This is a genomic window from Methylobacterium ajmalii, assembly GCF_036448855.1.
Taxonomy (GTDB): Bacteria; Pseudomonadota; Alphaproteobacteria; order Rhizobiales; family Beijerinckiaceae; genus Methylobacterium; species Methylobacterium ajmalii.
The window spans coordinates 129,743-156,062 of sequence record NZ_JAZFXT010000021.1 but is presented as its reverse complement, the minus strand read 5'-3'; the positions used below and the strand labels follow the sequence as shown (position 1 = coordinate 156,062).

General features: G+C 70.8%; 25 protein-coding genes. 13 read left to right on the top strand and 12 right to left on the bottom strand.

Translation table 11 applies throughout. The annotated features are described in order from the left end of the window. Positions 1–36: 36 nt before the first annotated feature. The 8 genes from V3T34_RS08380 to V3T34_RS08345 form a co-directional block, all read right to left on the bottom strand. Positions 37–3,723: a PAS domain S-box protein gene (locus V3T34_RS08380; RefSeq protein WP_305076634.1), complete on the bottom strand. Its 3,687-nt coding sequence runs from the start codon at positions 3,721–3,723 to the stop codon at positions 37–39. 166 nt (positions 3,724–3,889) lie between these two features. Continuing rightward, the gene (locus V3T34_RS08375; protein ID WP_305076633.1) at positions 3,890–4,264 is read right to left on the bottom strand and encodes a response regulator; all 375 of its coding nucleotides are present in this window, start codon (positions 4,262–4,264) and stop codon (positions 3,890–3,892) included. Between the two features lie 194 nt (positions 4,265–4,458). Then, the gene (locus tag V3T34_RS08370) at positions 4,459–6,177 is read right to left on the bottom strand and encodes a sensor histidine kinase (protein ID WP_305076632.1); all 1,719 of its coding nucleotides are present in this window, start codon (positions 6,175–6,177) and stop codon (positions 4,459–4,461) included. Between the two features lie 225 nt (positions 6,178–6,402). Further along, positions 6,403–6,597: a type II toxin-antitoxin system ParD family antitoxin gene (locus tag V3T34_RS08365; RefSeq protein WP_305076631.1), complete on the bottom strand. Its 195-nt coding sequence runs from the start codon at positions 6,595–6,597 to the stop codon at positions 6,403–6,405. Positions 6,598–6,636: 39 nt separating this feature from the next. Beyond that, entirely contained in the window at positions 6,637–7,659 is a 1,023-nt protein-coding gene (locus V3T34_RS08360) for an HWE histidine kinase domain-containing protein (protein ID WP_305076630.1), read from the bottom strand. A gap of 84 nt (positions 7,660–7,743) precedes the next feature. Then, positions 7,744–9,021, bottom strand: a complete 1,278-nt coding sequence (locus V3T34_RS08355; protein ID WP_305076629.1) for an ATP-binding response regulator — start codon at positions 9,019–9,021, stop codon at positions 7,744–7,746. An 8-nt stretch (positions 9,022–9,029) separates the two neighbouring features. Then, complete coding sequence (locus V3T34_RS08350; RefSeq protein WP_305076628.1) at positions 9,030–9,455, bottom strand: response regulator; 426 nt, start codon at positions 9,453–9,455, stop codon at positions 9,030–9,032. Then, a complete protein-coding gene (locus V3T34_RS08345) occupies positions 9,439–10,563 on the bottom strand; it encodes a sensor histidine kinase (RefSeq protein WP_305076627.1) in 1,125 nt (374 codons plus the stop codon). The genes V3T34_RS08350 and V3T34_RS08345 overlap by 17 nt, the downstream gene beginning before the upstream one ends. 185 nt (positions 10,564–10,748) lie before the next feature. Here V3T34_RS08345 and V3T34_RS08340 point away from each other — a divergent pair, with 185 nt between their 5' ends. Then, the gene (locus V3T34_RS08340; protein WP_305076626.1) at positions 10,749–11,264 is read left to right on the top strand and encodes a hypothetical protein; all 516 of its coding nucleotides are present in this window, start codon (positions 10,749–10,751) and stop codon (positions 11,262–11,264) included. A 169-nt stretch (positions 11,265–11,433) separates the two neighbouring features. On the opposite strand, the gene V3T34_RS08335 is transcribed toward V3T34_RS08340, so the two are convergent. The 4 genes from V3T34_RS08335 to ribH form a co-directional block, all read right to left on the bottom strand. Beyond that, a complete protein-coding gene (locus V3T34_RS08335; protein WP_060850120.1) occupies positions 11,434–13,581 on the bottom strand; it encodes a sodium-translocating pyrophosphatase in 2,148 nt (715 codons plus the stop codon). Positions 13,582–13,843: 262 nt separating this feature from the next. Continuing rightward, positions 13,844–14,848, bottom strand: coding sequence for a thiamine-phosphate kinase (gene thiL, locus V3T34_RS08330; RefSeq protein WP_082742889.1), 1,005 nt, complete (start codon positions 14,846–14,848; stop codon positions 13,844–13,846). A 172-nt stretch (positions 14,849–15,020) separates the two neighbouring features. Next, on the bottom strand, positions 15,021–15,491 hold the full coding sequence (gene nusB / locus V3T34_RS08325; protein WP_060850121.1) for a transcription antitermination factor NusB: 471 nt from the start codon (positions 15,489–15,491) through the stop codon (positions 15,021–15,023). 1 nt (position 15,492) lies between these two features. Further along, a complete protein-coding gene (ribH, locus tag V3T34_RS08320) occupies positions 15,493–16,035 on the bottom strand; it encodes a 6,7-dimethyl-8-ribityllumazine synthase (protein ID WP_060850869.1) in 543 nt (180 codons plus the stop codon). A 257-nt stretch (positions 16,036–16,292) separates the two neighbouring features. Here ribH and V3T34_RS08315 point away from each other — a divergent pair, with 257 nt between their 5' ends. From V3T34_RS08315 to V3T34_RS08260, 12 genes are all read left to right on the top strand, one after another. After that, positions 16,293–17,597 (top strand): MFS transporter, encoded by a 1,305-nt coding sequence (locus V3T34_RS08315; RefSeq protein ID WP_060850122.1) that lies wholly within the window; start codon positions 16,293–16,295, stop codon positions 17,595–17,597. A gap of 330 nt (positions 17,598–17,927) precedes the next feature. Continuing rightward, positions 17,928–18,491: a ubiquinol-cytochrome c reductase iron-sulfur subunit gene (petA, locus tag V3T34_RS08310; protein WP_060850123.1), complete on the top strand. Its 564-nt coding sequence runs from the start codon at positions 17,928–17,930 to the stop codon at positions 18,489–18,491. A 42-nt stretch (positions 18,492–18,533) separates the two neighbouring features. Beyond that, positions 18,534–19,820, top strand: a complete 1,287-nt coding sequence (locus V3T34_RS08305) for a cytochrome b (protein ID WP_060850124.1) — start codon at positions 18,534–18,536, stop codon at positions 19,818–19,820. 83 nt (positions 19,821–19,903) lie between these two features. Then, a complete protein-coding gene (locus V3T34_RS08300) occupies positions 19,904–20,800 on the top strand; it encodes a cytochrome c1 (protein ID WP_305076624.1) in 897 nt (298 codons plus the stop codon). Positions 20,801–20,888: 88 nt separating this feature from the next. Continuing rightward, entirely contained in the window at positions 20,889–21,767 is an 879-nt protein-coding gene (locus V3T34_RS08295) for an S-methyl-5'-thioadenosine phosphorylase (protein ID WP_060850126.1), read from the top strand. 121 nt (positions 21,768–21,888) lie between these two features. Continuing rightward, entirely contained in the window at positions 21,889–22,491 is a 603-nt protein-coding gene (gene hisB / locus V3T34_RS08290; protein WP_060850127.1) for an imidazoleglycerol-phosphate dehydratase HisB, read from the top strand. A gap of 30 nt (positions 22,492–22,521) precedes the next feature. Further along, positions 22,522–23,013, top strand: coding sequence for a DUF2628 domain-containing protein (locus V3T34_RS08285; protein WP_305076622.1), 492 nt, complete (start codon positions 22,522–22,524; stop codon positions 23,011–23,013). A 64-nt stretch (positions 23,014–23,077) separates the two neighbouring features. Continuing rightward, the gene (gene hisH / locus V3T34_RS08280; RefSeq protein WP_305076621.1) at positions 23,078–23,737 is read left to right on the top strand and encodes an imidazole glycerol phosphate synthase subunit HisH; all 660 of its coding nucleotides are present in this window, start codon (positions 23,078–23,080) and stop codon (positions 23,735–23,737) included. 46 nt (positions 23,738–23,783) lie between these two features. Then, positions 23,784–24,545, top strand: coding sequence for a 1-(5-phosphoribosyl)-5-[(5-phosphoribosylamino)methylideneamino]imidazole-4-carboxamide isomerase (gene hisA, locus V3T34_RS08275; RefSeq protein ID WP_305076620.1), 762 nt, complete (start codon positions 23,784–23,786; stop codon positions 24,543–24,545). Positions 24,546–24,648: 103 nt separating this feature from the next. Then, positions 24,649–25,089, top strand: a complete 441-nt coding sequence (locus V3T34_RS08270) for a DUF29 domain-containing protein (RefSeq protein ID WP_305076619.1) — start codon at positions 24,649–24,651, stop codon at positions 25,087–25,089. Positions 25,090–25,099: 10 nt separating this feature from the next. Continuing rightward, positions 25,100–25,882, top strand: coding sequence for an imidazole glycerol phosphate synthase subunit HisF (hisF, locus tag V3T34_RS08265; RefSeq protein ID WP_200601859.1), 783 nt, complete (start codon positions 25,100–25,102; stop codon positions 25,880–25,882). A 96-nt stretch (positions 25,883–25,978) separates the two neighbouring features. After that, on the top strand, positions 25,979–26,302 hold the full coding sequence (locus V3T34_RS08260; protein WP_060850133.1) for a phosphoribosyl-ATP diphosphatase: 324 nt from the start codon (positions 25,979–25,981) through the stop codon (positions 26,300–26,302). Positions 26,303–26,320: the final 18 nt, after the last annotated feature.

Genomic DNA, 26,320 nt, shown 5'->3' with positions numbered 1-26,320 from the left:
GACACGCCGGTGCTCGCAGGCCCACGCGGGTGGCCGTCAGGCCTCGCCCCGGAACCCGGCGACCGGTGCCGTCAGCGTGCAGACGACGCCCTCGGGCGGGTAATCGAGCTCGGTGATCCCCCCGACCGAACCCGCCAAGCCCCGTTCGATGAGCTTCGAGCCGAACCCCCGGCGCGTCGGGGGCGTCACCGTCGGCCCCCCGCATTCCCGCCAGACCAGGGTCAGGTCCCGCCCTTCGGCGCCCCCGCCCAGCGCCCAGGTCACGCTGACCCGCCCCTCCGGCCGGCTCAGCGCGCCGTACTTGGCGGCGTTGGTGGCGAGTTCGTGCATCATCAGCGCGACGGACAGCGCCGGCTGCGGTGCGCAGGTGACCGGTGGACCCTCGATGCGGAAGCGCGTCCAACCGTCGTCGTCATGGACCGCCAGGGCGCCCTCGACCACGACGGCGAGGTCCGCGCTCTCGCCCGTGCCGTGCATCAGGATGTCGTGCGCCTTGCCGAGCGCGATCAGGCGCGAGGCGAGGGTTTCCCGGGCCGAGGCGGCATCGGGCGCGTTCCGGAGTGTCTGCGTGGCGATGGCCTGCACCATCGCGAGGATGTTCTTCAGGCGGTGGGACAGCTCGTGGTTGAGCAGCGCTTGCCGCTCCTCCGCGTGGCGGCGCTCCGTCGCTTGGCGCACGAGGCTGGCGACCTGGCGTGCGAACGCGACCTCGTCCGGGTCCCAGGCACGGGGCCGCGCGGCGTTAAGGTAGAGCACGGCGACGATGCGCCCGCGCTCGATGACCGGCAGGTTGACCAGGGCGCGCACCGACACCCTCTCCAGGACAGGGGCGCTGTCGACCGTGCGCGGGTCCGCGCGCGTGTCGGCGATGACCACGTCGCGACCCTCGCGCAGGTCCCGGGCGTAGCCGCCGTAGTCGTCCATCCGGTAGGTGCCCGCGAGCGACGGGAACGCGGGCGCCGTCCAGTCCCGCGTCACCGTGAACGTCTCGCCGTCGGCCGCGACGGTGCCGTAGCCGACCCGTCCGACCCCCAGGGTCTCACCCAGCACACGCGCGCCCATCAGGGCGATGGCTTCGGGGGTGCCGCCGTCGCGCAGGCCCGCACTGAGTTCGAGCAGCGCGGCCTGGCGCTCGCCGGCTCGCTTGCTTGAGGTGACGTCGGTGACGACACCGGTGAAGCGCACCGGGTGCCCGGCCGGGTCGTAGCTGATCCGGCCGAGCGAGTGGACCCACGTGACGGTCCCGTCGGCCCCGACCAGACGGTATTGGCTGTCGAAGCCCGGGTGGCCCATCATGGCGGTCTGGATCTCGACCCCGACCGCCGCCAGGTCCCCCGGGTGGATCGCCCGCATGAAGTCCGCGAGGGGGGCGCCGGCGGCCGCCATCCCCGGGCTGACCCCGAACATCCGCGCGAAGGCATCGCTGCCGCGCATGCGGTCGGGGGGGATGTCCCAGTCGTACCAACCCACCGTGCCGGACGCCTCGAAGGCGAGGCTCAGGCGCTGCTCGCTGTCAACCAGGGCCCGTTCGGCATCACGCCGGGCCGTGACGTCGCGGAACAGCAGCGCCACCTCGCGCCGGTCCGCCGGCTCGACCCGGTGCGCGGCGACCTCGATACGCCGCCCGGCCGCGACGAAATCGCGCTCGAAGCGCACCGCCCGCCCGGTATCCAGCACCTCGCGGTAGGTCTCGACCCAGCCGTCGGCCTCGTCCGGTGCCAGGTCGCGGATGGTCCGCCCGACGATCCCGGCGATGCCGGTGTTGCGTTCGTAGCCCGGGTTGGCCTCGACGTGCACGTAGTCGCTCGACGGACCGTGCGGGCCGTCGAGGAACCGGATCACGCAGAACCCCTCGTCGATGGTCTCGAACAGGGTTCGATAGCGTTGCTCGCTGGCGGCCAGCGCGGCGCGGATGGCGCGCTGCTCGGTGACGTCGCGCGACACCCCGGAGAACCGCGCCGGCCGGCCCCGCCCGTCGGCGAGGATCTCGGCCTTCCGTGCGATCCAGCGCAGGGCGCCGTCGTCGGCGCGGCGGATGCGATACTCCACGTCGCGAGGCGGCGCGCCGCTGTCCCGCGTGGCGGTCGTGGACACGAGATGCGCGTCCTCCGGGATCACCAACGCCTCGAACGCCGTGGCCGGGTAGCTGTCACGCTCCGGCAACCCGTAAAGCCGGCAGAACTCGGGGGGCGCCAGCAGGACGTTGTCGGACAGGCGGACGGTGAACAGGCCGATCCCGCCGGCCTCCTGGGCGCGCTGCAGGTTGGCCGCCGTCTCGGCCAGCGCCTCGCCGGTGCGGCGCTGCTCGGTGCGATCCCGCAGGATCTTGACGAAACCCAGATGCGAGCCGTCCGGCGCGCGCAGTGGCATCATCTCGCCGTTGGCCCAGAACCGCTCGCCGGACTTCCGCAGGTGCCAGCGCTCGTCGACGCCGCGCCCCTCGCTCAGGGCGCCGTGCATCTCCTTCTCCGGAATGCCGGCGGCACGGTCCTCCGGGGTGAAGAACACGTCTGCCGGCTTGCCGACCATCTCCCCGGCCGACCAGCCGAGGATGCTTTCCGCGCCGGCGTTCCAGTCGGTCACTTCGCCGGCGCGGTCGAGCACGATGATGCCGTGGTCGGTCGCGCTCTCGAAGATCGCCTTGTAGTGGGCCTCACTGACGGCGACGCGCCGTCCCGCCGTCCGGCGTTCCTCGGCCAGCGACAGCAGGCGCGCGACGGTGCCGAAGAACTGCAACGCCTCCTCGTCATAGGCCGACTGCAAGGTCGAGCCGAACGAGATTACCCCTAGCGTTTGCCCCGCGCCGGTGACCGGATAGCTCGCGAAGGCATCGATGCCGCCGTCCCGGGCGATCCGGTGGCGGGGTTCGCTGCCGGCCTGGACCGCTTCGAGGATCAGCGGGCGGCCGGTTTCGGCGACGATGCCGCAAAGGGGAACGTCGAACGAGACCCGTCGGAGGGACGCACGGACCGCCTCGTTGACGCCGATGGCCCCGGTGAGGGTCAAGGTGCGGTCCCCCGCATCGACGGCGTAGACGTAGCTCTGGTCGAACCCAAGCGCGTGCGCCGCCCCGGCCAGGATCGGCTCCAGCGCCCCGGCCGGATCGTCGCTGCCGAACAGGGCCTCGGAGGCGAGCGCGAGCGTCTCCAGGCGACGCTCGCGGCGCAGGGCGGCATCCTGCAGGGCGAGGACGTCGTTGCGCTCGGCCAGCGCCCGCCGCGCTTCGAGGTGCTGCATCGCCTGCGCGGCGAGCAGGCGCAGGCCATCCGCCTGCGTCGGGCCCAAGCCGGCCGGGCGGGGCCGATGGTCGAGCACGCACAGGCTGCCGAGCACTCGCCCTTCGTCGGTGCGCAGCGGCGCTCCGGCATAGAAGCGCACGAAAGGCTCGCCGGTGACGAGGGGATTGGCTGCGGTCCGCGGATCGGCGGCGAGGTCCGGGATCACCAGCACGTCCGGCTCGGCCAGCACGAACTTGCAGACCGAACTGTCGAGGTCGGTCTCGCAACGGGGGAAGCCGGCGTTCGCCTTGAACCATTGTCGGTCGTCGCCGACGAGGCTGACCAGGGCGACCGGCGCGTCGCAGAGCGTCCGGGCCAGTTGCACCAGACCGTCGAAACCCTGTTCGGCCGGGGTATCCAGGATGTCGTACGATGCCAGCGCACTGAGACGCCGGGCGTCCGGGGCGAGGGCGGCGGGGGAGTTCGGATCGGGCCTTACGGACATGCTCGTACGACGGGAAGTATCTCGCCGGAATCCTAGCGCATGCGCGGGCACGCTGTCAGCGGCCAAGCCCGGCTTAACGAGGCCATCCCTGAAGGAAGGCCGGTCACATCGTCGACAAGCCGCTGGCGGGACCGTAGACCGCGGCACGGGCGCCGGCTGATGGCCGCTACATCGCGAACGACCGGATCGACTCGATGAAGCGGCGCTCGTCGAACGGCTTGCCGTGGAAGACGCCGCGCGCCGGGATGGCCGCCACGTCCGGCCTCACCGCCCCGGTGAGGATCAACTCGATGGGCGGCCAGCGTTCGCGCACCATCGCGGCGAGCCTCAGGCCCATGAGCGAGCCGCGCACGTCGAGGTCGGCGACTACCACCCGGATGTCGTCCCGCGTCTCCAGGATGCCGACGGCCTCGGTGGCGTTCACGGCCTCGACCGCCTCGCAGCCCGCATCCTCGATGAAATCGGCCAGCATGAAGCGCAGCAGCGGCTCGTCCTCGACGAGCAGCACGCACGGACGACGGGGTGGGGCACGTTGGGCCAAGCGCGACGACCTCCGGGAAAAGCCGCGACGCCGGACGCCAGGGCATGGCCCCGCCGACGCCGCACCGGTGCAGATAAGCTTCGCGGAGGCATAATCGAGCGGCACGCGTCGGGTGGCCGCCGGCCCGTACGGACCGTGGGCGGTCGCCATGACGGGAAACGGGTCCCGGAACCCGGCATGGCGTCGCTCCGTCCTCAGTGAGCCGCGGACGACCGATGAGGCGCGAGCATGCCGGCGCTGGCGGCCAACGGCACGTCGAGCGTACAGCGCAGCCCGGCGGCTCCCATGTCGATGGCGACGCGACCGTCGAGCTCGCGTTCCACGCTGGCGCGGATCAGGCGCGAGCCGAAACCGGGCCGCCCCGGCGTCCCGGCGGACGGTGCGCCCTCCTCGACCCAGTCCAGGCACAGGCGGCGCGCGCCGACGTCGTCCACAATCGTCCGCCAGGTCACGCGCACCGTCCCGTCCTCGACCGACAGCGCGCCGTGCTTGGCCGCGTTCGTGACGAGCTCATGGACCGTCATGCCGAGCGACAGCACGTGCCGGGCCGGGAGGTCGACATGCGGCCCGTCGACGACGAAGCGGTCGGGGCCGTCGCGGTAGGGGCCGATCTCGCCCTCAAGCATCTCGCGCAGGGAAGCGCCCGACCAGTCCTCCCGGGTGAGCAGGTCGTGGGTCTTCGACAGCGCCAGGATGCGCGCCTCCAGCCGCTCCCCGGGTGCCTCGCCGCCGCGGCTTGCTTGGCGGGCCAGGGCCTGGACGGTGGCCAGCGTGTTCTTCACCCGGTGGTTCAGCTCGTGCAGCAGCGTGACCTGCCGCTCCTGCATCTCGCGCCCCCGGGTGATCTCGTCCCTCAGGTCGGCCTCGTTGCGCTGCAGGCTCGCGGCCATGCCGTCGAGCTTGCGCCCGAGACGCCCGAACTCGTCGCCGCGGGTCATGCCGATCCGGGCGGACAGGTCGCCCCCGCGCCACGCGGCTGCAGCCCGCAGCAACCGGTCGAACGGGCGGCGGATGAAGAACCGTGCGGCCAGGAGGGCGGCGCCGAGGGCGAGCAGGACCCCGAGCCCGATGAGGACCAAGCCGCGGCGGGTCGCGGCGTCGACGTCCGCGAAGGCGACGTCCCGGTCGCGCCCGACGGTGACCCAGGCGCCGGCGGCCGGTCCCTTGGGGGTGGCGTTGGCGAGGACGCGCTCGCGTCCGTCGATGCCGAGGTCGACCCGCACGCCCTCGCCGCGGTCCGCGAGGATCTTCTGTCGCTCCCCGGGGATGGGCTTGCCGACCCACTCCTGCCCGTCGGGTCGGCGGATCATGATGACCTTGTCCGGGTCGGCGACGGTCAGGGTGGTCGACGGGAGCCGCAGGTCCTTCTGCAGGTGCAGAGACAACCAGTCGAGGTCGACGGCCGCGACGAGGACGGAGCCGACCGCGCCGTCGGGCCCGGGCAGCGGCTTGGCGAAGTGGACGCTGTCCTTGCCCGTGGCGACCCCGCGGGCATAGCCGCCCATGGCGAAGCCACCCTTGGCCATTGCGGCGCGATGGTAGGCCCGGCCCGCGTTCGAGTAGGAGCCCGGCGGCGAGCCGATGCTGTTGCAAACGACCGTCCCGTCCGGGCGCGTCAGCGCAAGGAGGTTGAGGTGGGGCAGGTCGGTGGCGGCGCCGCGGAGGTAGTCGGTGCACGCGGCGGGATCGAGGGCGCGTACCCGCGGGTCGCGGGCGACCAGGTCAAGCGACTGCCGCACCGTATCGGCGACCTGGGCGAGGTCGTCGGCGACCGCGCGCGCCGTGGCGACGGTGTCGGCTCGCACGGCCTCGTCGCGGGAGGCGCGCAGCGCGTACTCGTTGTAGCCCTGGATGACGAGCGCCGGCGCGAGGGCGAGCAGGACCAGCAGGACGATGCGCGTGGTGAGCGTCATTCCGCGGTCATCCCGGGGACGCGGGCCGCGAGGGCGTCGACGGGGAACGGCTTCGTCGCCCCCCCAATCGCCGGTCCGAGGTGGCCGCGGTCGGGCGCTGCGCTTTCCGGGTCGCCGGGGAGGCCGAAGTCCGTGACGCGCGGGTGAGCGGTCCCGACCCGCCGCGTGACCGCCGCACGCATGGCCCCGCCGCCGCGCGGGGAGGAGTCCTTGGTACGCATGATCTCAGCGGCTTGCCGCGTGAACGGTCGAGTTGACGTTCCGGTGGTCCCGATAGTCGTTCTCGCGCTCGTCCAGCAGGCGCAGGGCCGCGCGGACGACCTCGCTGAAGTTTCCGTAGCGTCCCGAGGCCAACAACCGTTCGGCGACGGCGTGCAGCTCCGGACTGAGCGAGATGGTGACTGATCGGCGAGCGGCCATGCCGGTCCTATCGCCTGTGTGACCTGTTCACACAATGAGCTAGGTCGTCACGGCCTTCGGGGCTTGCATTTCAGGCGCGGGGAGCGGGATGCGGACGCCGACCCGCAGCCCGTCGCCCTCGAAGGCGATGTCGACCTCGGCCGCGACCTGTGCCGTCAAGATCTTGTTCAGGAGACGCGTCCCGAATCCCTCGCGCGTGGGAAGGGTCGGGGGCGGCCGGTCATGCTCGCTCCAGGTCCAGGCGAGCCAGTGGCCGGCCGGGCCATCCTCGATCTTCCACGACACCACCACCCGCCCGCCCGGATGCGCCAGCGCGCCATGACGCAGGGCATTGGTCGTCAGTTCGTGCAGCGCCATGCTGACCGGCACCGCGAGTTCCGAGGGTAGCTTAAGCCGCGGCCCATCGAGGGTAACCCGGCCTCCCTCGTCGTAGGGATCGAGCTCGGCGCGGAGCAGGCCCTCGAAGGAGGCGACCTGCGCCTCGTCCTCGGTGATCAGCGCGTGTGTCCGTGCGAGCGACACGATGCGACCGCCGAAGGCCTTGGAGAACTCTGCCATTGTGACCGACGAGCGCATCGTGGCGTTCAGGACGGCCTGGACGGTGGCCAAAGTGTTCTTCACCCGGTGGTGGAGTTCGCGCACCATCAGGGCCTGGCGGTCCTCGAACGCGCGCCGCTGGGTGACGTCTCGCTGGGCCGAGACCCAGTTGGTGATGCGCCCTTCCGCGTCGCGGACCGGGGTGATCAGCCATTCGACTCGATAGGTCGAGCCGTCCTTGCGATAGTTGAGTGCCTCGCCTTGGAAAGCCTCGCCGGCGAGCAAGGACTTTCGTGCCGCGTCGAGGGGTGCCCGTTCGGTTTCCGGTCCCTGGAGGAAGCGAGGTGAGCGCCCGACAACCTCGTCGGGTGCATACCCGGTAAGGCGGACGAAGGCAGGATTGGCGTAGAGGATGGAGGGTCCGGGTTCGTCGAGGACAGCGGTCGTAATCAGCACGGCCTCCCCGGTGGCCTCGACCGCGGCCAGGAGGAGACGCAGGTCTACCCCGTTGAGGCCTTCATCCACTCGCCCTGACAACTCTACGCCCCTTCGCCCGAACCGGCCGCTTCCAGAACCCGCGATGGCGTGGATCAGGCGATGCACCTGGCTTTACAACCCGCCGACAGACCCCCGGTTGCGACCAGGTTTGCGAGCACTACGAACGATGCGGGCGTCCCCATCGGCGGGTGTCCGCGTTTCGTCATGGACATCGCCGCCGGGTTCGATTCCCGTTGTAATGGACATGCCGGTCGTCGCCGCTGAGGCCGGGAGCACGAAACTGAAAGTCGTGCCGCGGTCGAGGACGCTTTTCGCGTTCAAGACCCCGCCCTGTCGCTCGACCAGGTCCCGGCACAAGAGCAGGCCCAGACCACTGCCACGCTCACCCGCCGTTCCGTTCGTCGTCGTCCGCCTGTCCAGCCGGAACAGGTCATCGACCTTGCCAGGCGGCATGCCGATGCCGGTGTCGGTCACCGAGATCTCGACCTCGCCGCCGTCGCGCCGACCGGCCACCGTGACGGTTCCGCCCGGCAGCGTGAACTTGACCGCGTTGCTCACGAGGTTGCGCAGCACCGTGGCGAGCATGTCCCGCTGTGCCCGAACGACGACCCGCTCGCACGTTACCACCAGTCCGATGCCCTTATCGGCGGCGGCCTCGGCCGCACCTTGCATCACCTCGGTCGCGACGGCGCCGAGGTCGACGTCGGTCAGGGTCACCGCCATCGTGTCCATCTGCAGGCTCGCCCAGGAGAACAGGCTCTCCAGGAGCGCGTAGGCCTGCGTCGCCGCCTCGTGAATGCCTTTCGCGCGGCGCTCGATGGCCGTGGGGTCGCGCGCCGCGACGGCGTTGCCCAGCACCTCCGAAAGGCCGAGCAGCGCCTGGAACGGGTTGCGCAGGTCGTGGGCGATGATCGAGAACAGCAGCGACTTTTGCCGGTTCAGCGTGTCGAGTTCTAGCGTCTTCGCCTCCGCCTCCCGCCGCGCGGCGGCGAGTTCTGCCTGGAAGGCCTGCCGGGCCTCGGCGTAGCGGATCGCACGGGCCAGGCCGGAGGGCGTGACCTCTGCCTTGTCGAGGTAGTCCAGCGCGCCGGCCCGCATCAGCCGCGTCGCCAAATCCGGGTCGGCCTCGCCGGTCAGCATCAGCACCGCCCGCGCCTGCCCCTCGGCGGCCAGCAGCGTCCTGAGCAGCGCGAACGTGTCTATGCCCGGCAGCCGGTAGTCGAGCAGCACGCAGTCGAAGGTTTCCGCCGCGGCGAGGCGCAGGCCCTCGTCGCCTCCGGACGCCTCCGTCAGCGTGTGCGCGAGCCCGGACTTGACCAGCGCACGGCGCACGGCGGCCCGGTCGACCGCGTCGTCGTCGATCAGCAGGATGCGGGTCGGGGGCGTCACCGGGGTGGCTATGCCGGGAACTCCACGACCTTCCAGTAGTGTTCCAGCAGCGCCACCGCCTCCATGAAGGTGTTGGCCGGGTCGCGCTTGACGATGTAGCCGGCGACGTTGTGCCCGTAGGCACGCATCCGGTCCTCGTCCGCCTTCGACGTGGTGATCATGAACACCACCGCCGAGCGCAGGTCCTCGTCGGCGCGCACCGCCTCCAGGAACTCGATGCCGTTCATGCGCGGCATGTTCAGGTCGAGCAGGATCAGGTGGGGCTTCGCCAAGCGCTCGCGTCCGTTCTCGCCGCGCAGGATCTCCAGCGCCTCGATGCCGTCGCGGGCGACCGTGATCGGGTTGCCGATCTTGCTCTTCTTGAACGCGCGCTTGAGCCCCTGGACGTCGACCTCGTCGTCGTCGACCAGCAGGATGTTAACCGTCGAGCCCATCCGCCTGTCCCTTCCGGCCGTCGAGCGGCCACGTGAAATGCACCGCCAGCCCGCGACCGTCCGGCCCGTCCGCGAGCCAGACCTTACCGCCCTGCCGGTCGACCAGCTTGCGCACGATGGCGAGCCCCATGCCGCTGCCCTCGACTTCGTCGCGGGGTTTGAGCGTCTGGAACATGCCGAACACGCGTTCGCGGAACTGCTCGGGGATGCCGGGGCCGTCGTCGGTCACAACGAACTCGACCGCGCCCCCCGCCGGCTTGGCCTCGACCCGGATGTGCCCTTCGGCCGGCCGGTCGTGGTGCTTGATGGCGTTGCCGATCAGGTTCTGCAAGGCTTGGGTGAGCGGCGCCCGGGCGGCGTGGAGCGTCGGGAGGGAGGTATCCGCCGTGATGGTGAACCCTTCGGGCGGGCTGACCAGGACCGCGAGTTCCTCCACGAGCGCCCGTGTGTCGACCATGTCCATCGTCGCGTCCGCCCGTCCGGCCCTGGAGTAGGCCAGGAGGTCGTCGAGGAGGCTGTCCAGCCGACGCACGCGGCTCTTGAGGAGCTCCATGTTCGTCTGCACGTCGCCGGTCAGCGAGCCTTCCAGATCCTCCTCGATCCACCCGACGAGGTTCTCGATGCCGCGCAGCGGCGCCTTCAGGTCGTGGGAGGCGACGTAGGCGAACTGCTCCAGTTCCTCGTTGGAGCGGCGCAGGTCGATGGCGTGGCGGGCGAGCCTGCGCTCCATCCCCTTGCGTTCGGTGATGTCGGTGTTCGTCCCGAACCAGCGCAGGATGCGACCGTCCGGCCCGCGATGCGGTTGTGCCAGCGACAGGAACCAGCGGTACTCGCCGTCGGCGCCGCGGAGCGGGAAGGTGTCCTTCCACGGCTCGCCGGTCCGGAACGCCTCGCCGATGCGCTCCACGACGCGCTCGACGTGGTCGGGGTGGTGGACGTCGCGCCAGCCCCACCCGCGCATCTGTTCGAGGGTGGTTCCGGTGTAGTCGTACCAGCGCCGGTTGTACCAGATGATGTCGCCATTCGGCTCGGCGACCCAGGCCATCTGCGGCAGCGCGTCCGCGAGGGCGCGGAAATCGTCCGTGGTCAGGTTCGCGGCTCGCTCCACGCGAGGGGCTCCTTCAGATGGGGGCGTCCGTGGGGCCCGGCACGGGACCCCGGCACACGCCATACACATGGCTTGAGGCCGCGTCATGCGGTCCCCGACGCGATGGTTGCAGCCGTCACGCGCCGGAGCCAGGCAACCATGTGCCCGCTCGCGAGCTAACCCGGTCCATCATTCCGGAGACAACCATGCGCATCATCACCGCGCTCGCCCTGTCCTTCGCCACGGTGGCCGCCGCGGCGGCCGAGCAACCGAAGGAGGACGCCGTCGCCATCGGGCCGTGGAAGATCGAGGCCATCTCGAAGGGCCAGAAGTTCGAGCGGTGCACGATGAGCCGGACGACCGATGACGGGGTCGACGTCCGCTTCACCCGTGACGCGGACGGGCTCGACCTGACGATGAGCTCGCCCAAGTGGAAGCTCGGGCGCGGGAAGAGCTACCCGGTCGAATTGGTTGCCGGTTCCTCGACCCTACAGGCGGACGTCGCCGCCTCCGGCAACGCGGTGTCGCTGCCGGTCAAGGACGACAGGTTCCTGCGTTCGCTCAAGCTCGCGGACGGACTGGACGTGAAGGGCGAGGGCGCGACCATCAAGGTTGCCCTGGACAAGAGCGCGGCAGGCCTGGACCGGCTGGAGGTGTGCTACGCCAAGAACGGCTCGGCAACCGAGAAGAACCCGTTCGTGGCGCCGAGCGGCAAGCCGTAGTCGACGACCGCCCCCATCGACCTGAGGGCCTGCCGCCGTCGTCGCGGCAAAAATCGCTGATGAACGAAAGCGCGGAGCCGCCAATCGGCCAACGACTCCGCACTTACTCTAGGTTGATCCGGTACGGAACATTGAGGTCCGAAACCGGATCTTTGAGGCGGCTATCACCTCAGTGATGCGCCAGGATCGCCAGCAGCAGCAGGGCGATGATGTTGGTGATCTTGATCGCCGGGTTCACCGCGGGGCCGGCGGTGTCCTTGTAGGGATCGCCGACGGTGTCGCCGGTCACCGCGGCCTTGTGGGCGTCGGAGCCCTTGCCGCCGTGGTGGCCGTCCTCGATGAACTTCTTGGCGTTGTCCCAGGCGCCGCCGCCCGACGTCATCGAGACGGCGACGTAGAGGCCGGTGAGGATGACGCCGAGAAGCATCGCGCCCACCGCCGCGAAGGCCTGGCCCTTGCCGGCGATGGCCTGGATCACGAAGAACAGCACCACCGGCGACAGGACCGGCAGCAGCGACGGCACCACCATCTCCTTGATCGCCGCCTTGGTCAGCATGTCGACGGCGCGGCCGTAATCGGGCCGCTCGGTCCCCTGCATGATGCCCGGCTTCTCGCGGAACTGGCGACGGACCTCCTCGACCACCGCCGCCGCGGCCCGGCCCACCGCCGTCATGGCGATGCCGCCGAACAGGTAGGGGATGAGCCCGCCGAGCAGCAGCCCGACGACGACGTAGGGGTTGGAGAGCGAGAAATCGACCGTGACCCCCTGGAAGAAGCGGTACTGGGTCGGCGATGCGTTCTTGATGAAGTAGTTCAGGTCCGAGGTATAGGCGGCGAACAACACCAGCGCGCCGAGACCCGCCGAGCCGATGGCGTAGCCCTTGGTGACCGCCTTGGTGGTGTTGCCGACGGCATCGAGCGCGTCGGTGGACTTGCGCACCTCCTTGGGCAGTCCCGCCATCTCGGCGATGCCACCGGCATTGTCGGTGACCGGGCCGAAGGCGTCGAGGGCGACGACGACGCCGGCGAGCGCCAGCATGGCGGTGACCGCGATGGCGATGCCGAACAGGCCGGCGAGCCCGTAGGTGACGATGATGCCGGCGACGATGACGATCGCCGGGAGCGCGGTCGATTCGAGCGAGATCGCCAAGCCCTGGATCACGTTGGTGCCGTGGCCGGTGACCGAGGCGTGGGCGATCGACTTGACCGGCCGGTAGCCGGTGCCGGTGTAGTACTCGGTGATGACGACGATCAGCGCCGTGATGACGAGGCCCGCCACCGCGCACAGGAACAGGCTGAGCGAGGTGAAGCTCTCGCCGCCCGCCGTGGTGAAGCGGGTCGAGAAGCCGCCGAACATCACGAGGTTGAGGCCGGCGATCGCCACGATCGAGAGTGCGCCGGCGCCGATCAGGCCCTTGTAGAGCGCCCCCATGATCGACTGGTTGGAACCGAGCCGCACGAAGAACGTGCCGATGATCGAGGTGACGATGCAGGCCGCCCCGATCGCCATCGGGTAGAGCAGCATGGTCTCGAGCACGTTGCGGCCGCCGACATCGGTCTGGCCCGAGAAGAAGATCGCCGCCAGCACCATGGTGGCGACGAGGGTGACCGCGTAGGTCTCGAACAGGTCGGCCGCCATGCCGGCGCAGTCGCCGACGTTGTCGCCGACGTTGTCGGCAATGGTGGCGGGGTTGCGCGGATCGTCCTCGGGGATGCCGGCCTCGACCTTGCCGACGAGGTCGCCGCCGACATCGGCGCCCTTGGTGAAGATGCCGCCGCCCAGCCGCGCGAAGATCGAGATCAGCGAGGCGCCGAAGCCGAGCGCCACGAGGGCGTCGATGACCTCGCGGCTCGCCGGGCTCAAGCCCGCGATGCGGGTGAGGTAGGTGTAGTAGAGCGCGACGCCGAGGAGCGCGAGGCCGGCGACCAGCATGCCGGTGACGGCGCCCGACTTGAACGCGACCGACAATCCGGCGCCGAGCGACTGCGCCGCGGCCTGCGCCGTGCGGACGTTGGCGCGTACCGACACGTTCATGCCGATGAAGCCGGCCATGCCCGACAGGACGGCGCCGATCAGGAAGCCGATGCCGACCTTGAGGCCGAGGAACCAGGCGAGGAGCCCGAACAGGACGACCCCGACGATCCCGATGGTGGCGTATTGGCGGCGCAGGTAGGCCTGGGCGCCCTCGGCGATCGCGCCGGCGATCTCCTGCATGCGCTGCGTGCCGGCATCGCGCCGCATGACGTCGTTGATGGTGACGATGCCGTAGGCGACGGCGCAGAGGCCGCCCAGGATGATGAGCAGGAGTGCGGTCATTCTACCGTCCTTGATTGTCGGGCTTATCCCGCGACGTCGGACGGCCGAGATGGCGAGCGGCCGTTTTCGCGACGCGGGCCTCCCTCCCTTGTGAGCGGGGGCCGCGCGACAGCACGGATCCGCGTTCACAGTCGTGCCAAACTTCCCACCCGAGCGCAAATGCTCCCAAGCTTCGTCCGCTTGAGACTTTCGGCGTCGCGCCTCGGCCGGGGGATCGTCTCGCGTGAGCTCCGGCTGATCGTGCCGCGCCGCAGCGATCGCCTCAGAAGTGGCTGAAGGAGCCCGCGCGGAAGTGGCGGATTCCGCCTTGCGCGTCGCGGAACACCGGCGGGGCGCCGCCCTCGGTCACGGTGCCGATCTCGGCGAGCGGCACCCCGGCCCGCTCGGATGCCGCCCGCAGGGCCGGCACCGCGGCGGGATCGGCCGTGCACAGGATCTCGTAGTCGTCGCCGCCGGTGAGCGCGACGTCGAGGAGGTCCGGCTTGACCGCGAGGGCGGCCCGCGCGGCCTCCGACAGGGGGATGCGGTCGATCTCGATCTCGGCGCTCAGGTCCGCCGCCCGCATCATCTTGGCGAGGTCGCCGACGAGGCCGTCCGAGACGTCCATGGCGGCCCGGGCATGCGCCCGCAGGTGCGGCGCGAGGGCGAGGCGGGCGCGGGGATGCAGGTAGCGGTCGACCAGGGCGGCCCGGACCGGATAGGTCAGCGCCTCGCCCCACGGCGCCACGGGCTTCTGCCGCAGCCTCAGGCCGAGCGCCGCGTCGCCGATGCTGCCGGAGACGAGGATCCGATCGCCGGCCTGCGCGGTGCCTCGCCGCACCATCGTGCCGGACGGGACCTCGCCGAGCGCGGTGATGCCAAGAAGCGTGGGGCCCGCCGCCCGCACGGTGTCGCCGCCGAGGAGCGGGCAGCTCGCGAGCGCTGCCGCCTCGCTCAGGCCGGTGCAGAAATCGGCGAGCCAGGCCTCGTCCCACTCGTCGCAGAGCGCCAGGGTGAGGAGGAAGCCCCGCGGCTCGGCACCCTTGGCGGCGAGGTCCGACAGGTTCACGCCCAGCGCCTTGCAGGCGATCGAGGAGGCGGGATCATCGGGAAAGTAATGGACGCCCGCGACGACCGCATCGGTGGTCAGCACGAGGTCGTGGCCCGGGCTCGGCACCAGCAGGGCCGCGTCGTCCCTCAGCGACAGCCCGCCTTCGCCCGCGAGCGGCGCGAAGTAGCGGGCGATCAGTTCGTCTTCAGTGGGGCGGGGCAGGGCGGAGCGGGCCATCGCGGGGGAGGGGTCTCGCGGCGAGGGACGGAGTGCAAGGGAGCACGACCCGCCTGAACCTCAGCCGACAGCTAGGGCCCAGCCCGGCCGGACCGCAATGGCCTAACGCAAGAACCTGAAGATTTTTATCGACGGTCCGACACCGCGGCCCCGCTGGTGCGCGAACTCTTGCTCAGCCGGCGCGCGAGCCCTTGTTGAAATCCTCCGGCCGTACCGCGCGGCCGACCTTGTCGAGCACCGCGTTGACGAGACCGGGCTCCTCGCCCTCGTAGAAGCTGTGGGCGACGTCGACGTATTCGGAGATCGCGACCTTCACCGGCACGTCGCGGCGGAACATCACCTCGTAGGCCCCGGCGCGCAGGATCGCCCGCACCACCGCCTCGAGGCGGCGGAGGGGCCAACCGGCGGCGAGCGCCGCGTCGAGGCGCTGGTCGATCGCCCGTTGCTCGTCGACGGTGCCGCGCAGGAGGTCGCGGAAGAAGGCGGTCTCGGCCGGCGGATGCTCGACCTCGTCGATCACCTGGCCGATCCAGAAGGCCTCGAACTCGGCCAGCGCGTCGATGACGCCCTTGCCGGAGATCTCCATCTCGTAGAGGGCCTGGACCACCGCGAGGCGGGCGCCGCTGCGTTCTGCGGGCTTCATCTCACTCGGTCTCCGGGTTGCGGCGGGGCGTGAAGCCGATGGTGCGGTCCTGGCGGCCCGCCTCCTCGGCGCGGCGAAGCGCCAGCACGGCCAGCGCCGCTTCCGCCGCGCCGCCGCCCTTGTTCATCTCGGCGACGCGGGCGCGGGCCTGGGCCTGGGCTTCGGTCTCGACGGTGAGGATGCCGTTGCCGAGCGGCATGCGCAGCACGACCGACAGGTCCATCAGCGCCCGGGCGCTCTCGCCCGCGACGATGTCGTAGTGGCCGGTCTCGCCGCGGATGACGCAGCCGAGCGCCACCACGGCGTCGTAGGGCTTGTGGGCGCGGGCGGCGGCCTCGAGCAGGATCGCCACCGCCTGGGGGATCTCCAGCGCCCCCGGCACCGTGACGACCACGGACTCTGCACCGGCGGCCTCGATCGCGGCCGTCGCGCCGGCGAGCAGCTCGTCGGCGATGTCCTCGTAGTAGCGGGCCTCGACGACGAGCACCCGGGCTCCGGTGAGCTGGGGCCTGACGGCGCCGCTGTCTCGGCGTGGCGTGACCATGGCGAACTTCTTCAAAGATCTCGAACGGCGCCGGGGCGAGCGCGCGGCCGGGCGGCCTCGCTGCGGGGCGTCACCGGCGGGGGAGGGCGAGCACTAGACCAGAAGCGGCCCCTCCCACAAGTGCGCGGGCCTCCGCAGATCGTCGCTGCTTGCCAACCGACGACAATCCGGTCATCCCGGCGCCAGAGCCGGGCGTCGCAACCCGGCCGCCGCTTGCAATTCGGCCGCGCCAACGACGCGCCGGGGAGGAGACAGCCGTGACGTCCGACATCGAAGCCCGCACCATCAGGCGCATCAGCTGGCGCCTGATCCCGTTCCTGATCGTCTGCTACTTCGTCGCCTATCTCGATCGGGTGAACGTCGGGTTCGCCTCGCTGACGATGAACCGGGACCTCGGCATCTCGGCCACCGCCTACGGCCTCGGGGCCGGGCTGTTCTTCATCACCTACTTCATCTTCGAGGTCCCCTCGAACCTGGCGCTCGAGAAGTTCGGCGCGCGCCGCTGGATCGCCCGCATCATGCTGAGCTGGGGCCTGATCTCCGGCGGCATGGCCTTCGTCGGCGGCGAGGCCAGCTTCTACATCATGCGCCTCCTGCTCGGCGCGGCCGAGGCCGGCTTCTTCCCGGGCATCATCTTCTACCTGACGCTGTGGTTCCCGGCGGCCTACCGCGCCCGCATCGTCTCGCTGTTCATGGTGGCGATCCCGCTCTCCAGCGTCATCGGCTCGCCGATCTCCGGCCTGCTGCTCGAGCTCGACGGCGCGCTCGGCTTCAAGGGCTGGCAGTGGCTCTACGTGATCGAGGCGCTGCCGGCGGTGGTGCTCTCGGTGATGACCTACTTCTACCTCACCGACCGCCCGGCCGACGCCAAGTGGCTTGCCGCCGACGAGCGCGCCTGGCTGGAGCAGACGCTCGCCGCCGAGGCCGCCCGCACCCCGCGCCAGGGCCACGTGCCGCTGACCCAGGAGATCCTCAACCCGCGGGTGCTCGCCATCGCGGTGGTGTATTTCGGCGCCGTGGCGCTGCTCTACGCCTTCGGCTTCTTCTTGCCGCAGATCTTCAAGGGCTTCGGTCTCACCAACGCCCAGACCGGCTTCGTGATGATCATCCCGTACGCCGTCGGCACCGTCGGCATGCTGTGGTGGGGCAAGCGCTCGGACGCCAAGCGTGAGCGCCGCTACCACCTCGCGGCGGCGCTCGCCTGCGCCTCGCTGTGCACCGTCGGGGCGGCGCTGGTCGGCGACCCGATCGTCAAGGTGGTGCTGTTCTCGGGCGCCGCGCTCGGCATCTTCGGCGCGCTCCCGATCACCTGGACGCTGCCGACCGAGACCCTGTCGGGGGCCGCGGCCGCCGGCGCCATCGCGGTGGTGAACTCGATCGGCAACCTGTCGGGCTTCGTCGCTCCCTACGCCGTCGGCGCCATCAAGGACTGGACCGGCAGCTTCACCGGCGGCCTGCTGCTGATCGCCTGCGCGGGCATCGTCGGCATGATCACCGTGCTGCGCCTGAGCCATACCGGCGCACCCGCGGTGCAAGGCCGCGTCGGCGCCGCCGCCGAGTAGGCCATCTCGCGCCCGGCCGGGGCGGCCTCCGGGCCGCCCCGGTGCAGTGCGGTACGCCCTGCAACACACTCGCGGAAAATCTGGAATTCCTCTGGTTCGACGCGCCTTTTCGCCCTGGATTCCGGGGCTTGGCCGTGCCAGAGAGCTACCCGCGCGGCGACGCCCGGTCGCATTGCCGCGATGAGCGGGGAGGTGCTTCGGTCCGGCAGGACCGGGGTTCGACGAACCCCGCCGACCCTTCCTGCGGGCCTCACGCCGCGCGCCGCGCCGGCGGTGGGCCCGCCGCCGTCAACGATTCTTGCGTCAACGATCTCTCGGGAGAGCCGGAACTTGGCCACCACCGCCGCCCCCTCGGACGCCGCGCATCCCCACGGGTCGACCCGCCGGGACTTCCTGTTCCTCGCCACCGGTGCGGGCGCCGTGGTCGGGGCCGCCGCCCTGGCCTGGCCCTTCGTCGCCTCGATGGCGCCCGACGCCGAGACGATCGCCGCCGGCGCCCCGATCGACGTCGACCTCACCCCCATCGCCGACGGCCAGATCGTCAACGTGTTCTGGCGCGGCAAGCTGATCTTCGTGCGCCACCTCACGGAGAAGGAAGTCGCCGACATGAAGGCGGTCGCCCCCGCCGGCATGATCGACCCGGCGCCGTTCCTGGGCCGCGTCAAGGACGGCCACGAGCGCTGGCTCGTCGCCTACGGCAACTGCACCCATCTCGGCTGCGTGCCGATCGCCAACGCCAACGGCCACGAGGGCTGGGGCTGCCCCTGCCACGGCTCGCAGTTCGACGCGGTGGGCCGGGTGACCCGGGGCCCGGCGCCGATCAACCTGCCGATCCCGCCCTACGCCTTCCAGGGCGACACCAAGGTCCGCATCGGCGAAGGCGCCACCGCCTGATCTTTCGCCGATCGTGAAGCAACGCCAGACGCGGGCTGCCCCATGAGCGCACACGCCACAACCTACGTCCCCAAGAGCCGCATCGCGAAGTGGTTCGAGGCCCGGCTGCCGATCGTCGGCCTGGTCCATTCCTCGTTCATCGCGTTCCCGGTTCCCCGTAACCTGAACTACTTCTGGACGTTCGGCGCGATCCTGATCGTGATGCTGGGCTCCCAGATCATCACCGGCGTCTGGCTGGCGATGCACTACCAGCCCTCGGCCACCGAGGCGTTCAACTCCGTCGAGCACATCATGCGCGACGTGAACTACGGCTGGCTGCTGCGCTACATGCACGCCAACGGCGCCTCGATGTTCTTCATCGCGGTCTACGTCCACATGTTCCGCAACCTCTACTACGGGTCGTACAAGGCCCCGCGCGAGGTGCTCTACATCCTGGGCGTGATCATCTACCTGCTGATGATGGCGACCGCGTTCCTCGGCTACACCCTGCCGTGGGGCCAGATGTCGTTCTGGGGCGCTACCGTCATCACCAACATCCTGGCGGCGATCCCGATCGTCGGCGACACCATCCAGAGCCTGCTCTGGGGCGGCTACTCGGTCGGCAACCCGACCATCAACCGCTTCTTCTCGCTGCACTACCTGCTGCCGTTCATGATCGCCGGCGTCGTCGTCCTGCACGTCTGGGCGCTGCACGTCACCGGCCAGAACAACCCGACCGGCATCCCGATCAAGACCGGCAAGGACGCGGTGCCCTTCACTCCCTACGCGACCATCAAGGACGTGTTCGCGGTGGTGGTGTTCTTCGCCTTCTTCGCCTACTGGATCTTCCTGCAGCCGAACTACCTCGGCCATGCCGACAACTACATCCCGGCGAACCCCGCGGTGACGCCGGCGCACATCGTGCCCGAGTGGTACTTCCTGCCCTTCTACGCCATCCTGCGCGCGGTGCCGGACAAGCTCGGCGGCGTGGTGCTGATGTTCGGCGCGGTGATCATCCTGGCGCTCGCGCCCTGGCTCGACACCTCGCGGGTCCGCTCGGCCAACTACCGGCCGATCTACCGCCAGTTCTTCTGGCTGTTCATCTTCTGCTGCTTCCTGCTCGGCTGGCTCGGCTCGAAGCCCCCGGAGGGCGGCTACGTCCTCGCCTCGCGCATCGCCACCGTCTACTACTTCGCCCACTTCCTGATCGTGATGCCGCTGGTGGGCCTGTTCGAGACGCCGAAGCCCCTGCCGGGCTCGATCCTCGAGAGCGTCACCGGCCCGGGCAAGCAGGTCGGCTCCTCCGGCCTTCCCGCCGGCGCCGCCGCTGCTCCCTCGACCAAGGGATAAGCGACGCCGCGAGGCGGGGGCCGCGGGCTCCCGCCTCACGACCGCCCATCAGAATGACGACGCCGCAAGGGGCATCGAGGGGAATGATCAGAACACGTGCTCTCGTGGCGGCCGCTCTCGCCGCGATCCTGTCGGCCGGCGCCGCCTCGGCGGAGGACCACGGGCCGGTGCCGCACCGCGAGAAGTGGACCTTCTCGGGGGTGTTCGGCACCTTCGACCAGGCGCAGCTGCAGCGGGGCTTCCAGGTCTACCGCGAGGTCTGCTCGAACTGCCACAGCCTGAGCTACATCCGCTTCCGCAACCTCGAGCAGGAAGGCGGACCCGACTTCTCCGCCGCCCAGGTCAAGGCGCTGGCGGCCGAGTACAAGGTCAAGGACGGGCCGAACGATTCCGGCGACATGTTCGAGCGGCCCGGCCGCCCGGCCGACAAGATCCCGGCGCCGTTCCCCAACGAGCAGGCCGCGGCCGCCGCCAACGGCGGCAAGGCGCCGCCGGACCTGTCGCTGATGGCCAAGGCCCGCACCTTCGCCCGCGGCGGCCTGTGGTTCATCATTGATTGGCTGCCCTTCGTCGGCTACACCGAGCAGGGCCCGGACTACATCCACGCCCTCCTCAACGGCTACAAGGAAGAGCCGCCGAAGGACGTGACCGTGCCGCCGGGCGGCCACTACAACGAGTACTACCCGGGCCACGTCATCGCGATGCCCAAGCCCCTCAGCGACGGTCAGGTGACCTACGCCAAGGGCGCCAACGGCCAGCCGGTCGCGCCGGAGACGGTCGATCAGTACTCGCGCGACGTCACCGCCTTCCTGATGTGGACGGCCGAGCCCCATCTCCTGGCGCGCAAGTCGCTGGGCCTGCGGGCGATCCTGTTCCTGCTGGTCCTGGCGGGCCTGCTCTACTACGTGAAGAAGAAGATCTGGTCGGACGTCGGCGGCGAGACGCACGGGCTGCAGCCCGAGCTGCACAAGACGAGCTGACCGGCACCCGAGAGCGATACCAGAGGCCCCGCGAGGGGCCTCTTTCGTTTCGACCACACATCGTTTCGGCCACACGAAGGAGAACCCCATGGTCAAGGCCGTGCTCGGAGTGATCGGCGGGTCGGGCGTCTACGACCTGCCCGGGCTGGAGGACGTGCGCGAGGAGGCGGTCGCCTCGCCCTGGGGCGAGCCCTCGGACGCCCTGCGGATCGGCCGCATCGGCGACACGACGGTGGTCTTCCTGGCGCGCCACGGCCGCGGCCACCGACTCTCGCCGTCGGGCATCGACTACCGGGCCAACATCGACGCGATGAAGCGCGTCGGCGTCACCGACATCGTCGCGCTCTCGGCCTGCGGCTCGTTCCGGCAGGAGCTCTATCCGGGCCTGTTCGTGCTCGTCGACCAGTTCGTCGACCGCACGGTCGGCCGGACCTCGTCGTTCTTCGGCAACGGCTGCGTCGCCCACGTCTCGATGGCCCATCCGGTCGGACCGGCGCTCCAGGCCCGCATCCTGGAGGCGGCGGAGGCCGAGGAGATCGCGGTCAGGAAGGGCGGCACCTACGTCTGCATGGAGGGGCCGCAATTCTCCTCCTACGCCGAGTCGCTCACCTACAAGGCGCAGGGCTACGACGTGATCGGCATGACCAACATGCCGGAGGCCAAGCTCGCCCGCGAGGCCGAGATCACCTACGCGACGATCGCCATGGTGACCGACTTCGATTGCTGGCACCCGGAGCACGGCGCGGTCGACGTCGCCGCCGTGGTGGCGGTGGCCCGCGCCAACGCCGCGAAGGCCGCCCGCCTGGTGAGCCGCCTCGCCCGCGACCTTCCGGCCGAGCGGGTGCCGTGCCCGGCGGGCTCCGACCGGGCGCTGGACGGTGCGATCATGACCGCGCCGACCCACCGCGACCCGGCCCTCATGGCCAAGCTCGACGCGGTCTGCGCGCGGGTGCTGGCGGCGGGCTGATCCCCGGTTGCCGAGGCGCCCTGATGCGCGCGAGGGTATAAAGCCCGGATCACCCCTGGCGTTTCCGCGGGCTGCCTTCTAACAAGGCAGCCCGTTTTCCGTTGGCGACAGCACTTCCCCGATGACCGACACCCCCCTCCGCGCCGGCCGCGTCGACCGGCGCACCGCCGAGACCGACGTCAGCGTCGCCCTCACCCTCGACGGCACCGGCAAGGCCAGCATCGCGACCGGGGTCGGCTTCCTCGACCACATGCTGGAGCTGCTCGCCCGGCACGCCCTGTTCGACCTCGACATCAAGGTGACGGGCGATCTCCACGTCGATCAGCACCACACCACCGAGGATTGCGGCATCGCGCTCGGCCAGGCCTTCGCCCAGGCGCTCGGCGACAAGCGCGGCATCCGGCGCTACGCCGACCTGCACCTGCCCATGGATGAGGCACTGACCCGGGTCGCCGTGGACATCTCCGGCCGGCCGTTCCTGGTCTTCCGCACCACCTTCGCCCGCGAGAAGATCGGCGCCTTCGACACCGAGCTGGTGCGCGAGTGGTTCCAGGCCTTCGCGATGAATGCCGGCATCACGCTGCACGTCGAGACGTTGTACGGCGACAACCAGCACCATATCGCCGAGAGCTGCTACAAGGGCCTGGCACGTGCCTTGCGGCACGCGGTCGAGGTCGATCCCCGCGAGGGCGGCCGCGTGCCGTCGACGAAGGGCTCGCTCTAAGGCCGCAACGACGGATCCCGGGGGGAACGGATGACCACCTACACCCTGCACGTGCCCGACGAGGTCGATCCCGCCGAGCCGGAAGCCCTGGACCGCGCGAAGCTCGTGCCCGACGCCTTCGTCTGGCCGGCCTTCTGGTTCTCCGCGCTGTGGTTCTTCTGGCACCGGCTCTGGCTCGCCGGCCTGATGGTGCTGGCGGCCGAGATCGTGGTCTGGCTCGCCGGGCTCGCGCTGGGGTTGAGCACGGCGGCGGGCTTCGCCATCGCGCTCCTCCTGTCCTGGCTCGTCGGGCTCGAGGCCTCGTCCCTGCGGCGCTGGACCTATGCCCGCACCGGCCGCCCGATCCGCGACGCGGTGACGGCCTCGGACGCCAAGGAGGCCGAGGTCAAGTTCGTCGCCCGCTGGCTGCGGGAGGAGGGCGCGCGGATGGGCACTGCCCCGTCGCGGCCCGCCGCTCCGGCCCATGCCCGGTCCGAGAGCCCGGCGCTCGGCCTGTTTCCGGAAGCGCAGGGCCAACGGTGAGCCCCGCAACCACGCCACCATGCGCGCCGCCCCGGGCCGGCGGCGCGATCCGGGAGAAGCTCCGTTGAGCGCCGACACCGTCGCCATCATCGATTACGGCTCGGGCAACCTGCACTCGGCCGCCAAGGCCTTCGAGCGCGCCGCCCGCGAGGCCGGCACCGAGGCCCGCATCGTCGTCACCTCCGACCCCGCGACCGTGGCGGCGGCCGACCGGGTCGTGCTGCCGGGCGTCGGCGCCTACGCGGATTGCCGGCGCGGGCTCGACGCCGTGTCGGGCATGGTCGAGGCGATGACCGAGGCGGCGCACGGGCGCGGCCGGCCGTTCCTCGGCATCTGCGTCGGCATGCAGCTGCTGGCGAGCCGCGGCCTCGAATACGAGGTGACGCCGGGCCTCGGCTGGATCCCGGGCGACGTCGCCCCGATCACGCCGGCCGATCCCGGCCTCAAGGTGCCGCATATGGGCTGGAACACGCTGCAGGAGCGCCGGCCCCATCCGCTCCTCGATGGCATCCCGACCGGCCCGGACGGCCTGCACGCCTATTTCGTGCACAGCTACGCGCTCAGCCCGGCCGAGCCCGACGACGTGGTGGCGAGCGCCGATTACGGCGGGGCGGTCACCGCCATGGTGGCGCGCGGCACCATCGCCGGCACCCAGTTCCACCCCGAGAAGAGCCAGACCCTCGGCCTTCGCCTGATCGGCAACTTCCTGCGCTGGCGCCCCTGACCGGGCGCCGGCCCCCCGACCCACTCCAGCCTTGCGGTGACGACGCGTGATCCTGTTTCCGGCCATCGATCTCAAGGAAGGGCGCTGCGTCCGCCTCGTGCAGGGCGACATGGCCCAGGCCATCGTTTTCAGCGACGATCCGGCCGCGCAAGCGACCACCTTCCAGGAGCAGGGCTTCCCCTGGCTCCACGTGGTGGATCTCGACGGCGCCTTCGCGGGCGCGCCGATGAACGCCTCGGCGGTCGATGCGATCCTGGCGGCGGTGACGATTCCGGTCCAGCTCGGCGGCGGCATCCGCGAGATGCGCACCGTCGAGGGCTGGCTCGCCAAGGGCGTCAGCCGGGTCATCATCGGCACCGCCGCGGTCAAGGACCCGACCTTCGTGCGCGAGGCCGCCCGCCGCTTCCCGGGCCAGATCGCCGTCGGCATCGACGCCAAGGACGGGCGCGTCGCGGTGGAGGGCTGGGCCAAGACCTCGACGGTGACGGCGGAAGAGCTCGGCCGGCGCTTCGAGGATGCCGGCGTCGCCGCGATCATCTACACCGACATCGCCCGCGATGGCATCCTCAAGGGCCTCAACATCCCGATGACGCTGGGCCTCGCCCAGGCGGTGAAGATCCCCGTCATCGCCTCCGGGGGATTGGCCTCGATCGAGGACGTCCACCGCATCCTCGAGCCCGATTGCGCGAGCCTTGCCGGCGCCATCACGGGACGGGCGCTCTACGACGGCCGCATCGACCCGAAGGAGGCGCTCGCCGCCATCGCGCGGGCCCAGGCCCAGCAGGAGAAGGCACGGCCCGCCGGCTGAGGCGGACGGGCCCGCCCCGTGATAGGATCGCGGCAGGCTTCCGGAGGCATGTGACGGCGTGACGACCGCGACTCGCAGATCCAAGCCGGTGGGCCCGGGCCCGTTGGCGACCTCCTACGACGACGATCTCTACGGCTGGGCGATGGAGCAGGCCGCGGCTTTGCGCGCCGGCGCATTCTCGGCGATCGACCGTGAGAATCTGGCCGAGGAGATCGAGACTCTGGGACGCTCGCAATTGAGCAGCCTCGTCAGTGCCTGGCGGGTCGTGCTGCTGCATATGCTGAAGTTCGATCATCAGCCCGACCGTCGCTCGCGAAGCTGGGCGCTCTCGATCCGCGATCAGAGCGATCAGGCGGCCGACGTTCTCGCCGACAGTCCGGGCCTGAAACGGCGGCTCGACGAGGCGGTGGTGCGGGCCTATCGCGGGGCGCGCCTCGACGCTGCGCGGGAGACCGGCCTTCCGCTGCACGTATTTCCCGAGGAATGTCCCTACACGCGCGACGAGATGCTCACGCGCGACTTCCCGATCGATCCCCGAACCTGAAACGGCGCCCGTGCTCAAGACCCGCATCATCCCCTGCCTCGACGTGAAGGACGGCCGCGTCGTCAAGGGCGTCCAGTTCCTCGAGCTGCGCGACGCCGGCGATCCGGTCGAGGCCGCCAAGGCCTACGACCGGGCCGGGGCCGACGAGCTCTGCTTCCTCGACATCACGGCGAGCCACGAGGCGAGAGGCATCCTGCTCGACGCGGTGAGCCGCACGGCGGAGGCCTGCTTCATGCCGCTCACCGTCGGGGGCGGCGTGCGCAAGGTCGAGGATATCCGCACGCTGCTGCTCGCCGGGGCCGACAAGGTGTCGATCAACACCGCGGCGGTGAACGACCCGGACCTGGTGGCGCGGGCGGCGGAAAAATTCGGCGCGCAGTGCATCGTCGTGGCGATCGACGCCAAGCGGGTCTCGGGCGAGGGCGAGGCACCGCGCTGGGAGATCTTCACCCATGGCGGCCGCAAGCCCACCGGGATCGACGCCGTCGAATTCGCCCGCCTCGTGGCGGCGAAGGGCGCGGGCGAGCTGCTCGTCACCTCGATGGACCGCGACGGAATGCGCTCGGGCTACGACATCGGGCTCACCCGGGCGATCACCGATGCGGTCACCGTGCCGGTGATCGCGTCGGGCGGCGTCGGCGGCCTCGACGACCTCGTGGCGGGCGTGCGCGACGGGGGCGCGAGCGCGGTGCTCGCCGCCTCGATCTTCCATTTCGGCCAGCACACCGTCGGGGAGGCCAAGGCCCATATGGCGGCGGCCGGCCTCGCCATGCGGCTCGACCCGACGCCCTGACCGTCCGACCATGGCGGCCGGGACGGGCGCGGGAAGCCGCTTGACCACCCGGCTCCGCCGGCCCCAGGGTTCGCGTACAACTCCAATGGCAGCCTGATGACCGCCTTCTCCCTCGCCGACCTCGACCGCATCGTCCGCGAGCGGGCCGCCGCCTCACCGGAGGAGTCCTATACCGCCAAGCTCGTGGCCGGCGGGCCGGCGCGGCCGGCTAAGAAGCTCGGCGAGGAGGCGGTGGAGGCCGCGATCGCCGCGGTGCAGGGCGACCGCGACGGGCTGACGGCGGAGGCGGCGGACGTGCTCTATCACCTGCTGGTGGTGCTGCGCGCCGCCGAGGTGCCGCTGGAGGCCGTGATGGCCGAGCTGGAGCGGCGCACCGCCCAGAGCGGCATCGCCGAGAAGGCCGCGAGGAGGCCCGCATGAGCGAGGCGGGCATCAACG

Coding starts and splice junctions, on each gene's coding strand:
- V3T34_RS08380 (WP_305076634.1), bottom strand. CDS start 3,723: ATGTCCGTAAGGCCCGATCCGAACTCCCCCGCCGCCCTCGCCCCGGAC.
- V3T34_RS08370 (WP_305076632.1), bottom strand. CDS start 6,177: ATGACGCTCACCACGCGCATCGTCCTGCTGGTCCTGCTCGCCCTCGCG.
- V3T34_RS08365 (WP_305076631.1), bottom strand. CDS start 6,597: ATGGCCGCTCGCCGATCAGTCACCATCTCGCTCAGTCCGGAGCTGCAC.
- V3T34_RS08350 (WP_305076628.1), bottom strand. CDS start 9,455: ATGGGCTCGACGGTTAACATCCTGCTGGTCGACGACGACGAGGTCGAC.
- V3T34_RS08340 (WP_305076626.1), top strand. CDS start 10,749: ATGCGCATCATCACCGCGCTCGCCCTGTCCTTCGCCACGGTGGCCGCC.
- V3T34_RS08335 (WP_060850120.1), bottom strand. CDS start 13,581: ATGACCGCACTCCTGCTCATCATCCTGGGCGGCCTCTGCGCCGTCGCC.
- thiL (WP_082742889.1), bottom strand. CDS start 14,848: ATGGCCCGCTCCGCCCTGCCCCGCCCCACTGAAGACGAACTGATCGCC.
- nusB (WP_060850121.1), bottom strand. CDS start 15,491: ATGAAGCCCGCAGAACGCAGCGGCGCCCGCCTCGCGGTGGTCCAGGCC.
- ribH (WP_060850869.1), bottom strand. CDS start 16,035: ATGGTCACGCCACGCCGAGACAGCGGCGCCGTCAGGCCCCAGCTCACC.
- V3T34_RS08305 (WP_060850124.1), top strand. CDS start 18,534: ATGAGCGCACACGCCACAACCTACGTCCCCAAGAGCCGCATCGCGAAG.
- V3T34_RS08300 (WP_305076624.1), top strand. CDS start 19,904: ATGATCAGAACACGTGCTCTCGTGGCGGCCGCTCTCGCCGCGATCCTG.
- V3T34_RS08295 (WP_060850126.1), top strand. CDS start 20,889: ATGGTCAAGGCCGTGCTCGGAGTGATCGGCGGGTCGGGCGTCTACGAC.
- hisB (WP_060850127.1), top strand. CDS start 21,889: ATGACCGACACCCCCCTCCGCGCCGGCCGCGTCGACCGGCGCACCGCC.
- V3T34_RS08285 (WP_305076622.1), top strand. CDS start 22,522: ATGACCACCTACACCCTGCACGTGCCCGACGAGGTCGATCCCGCCGAG.
- V3T34_RS08260 (WP_060850133.1), top strand. CDS start 25,979: ATGACCGCCTTCTCCCTCGCCGACCTCGACCGCATCGTCCGCGAGCGG.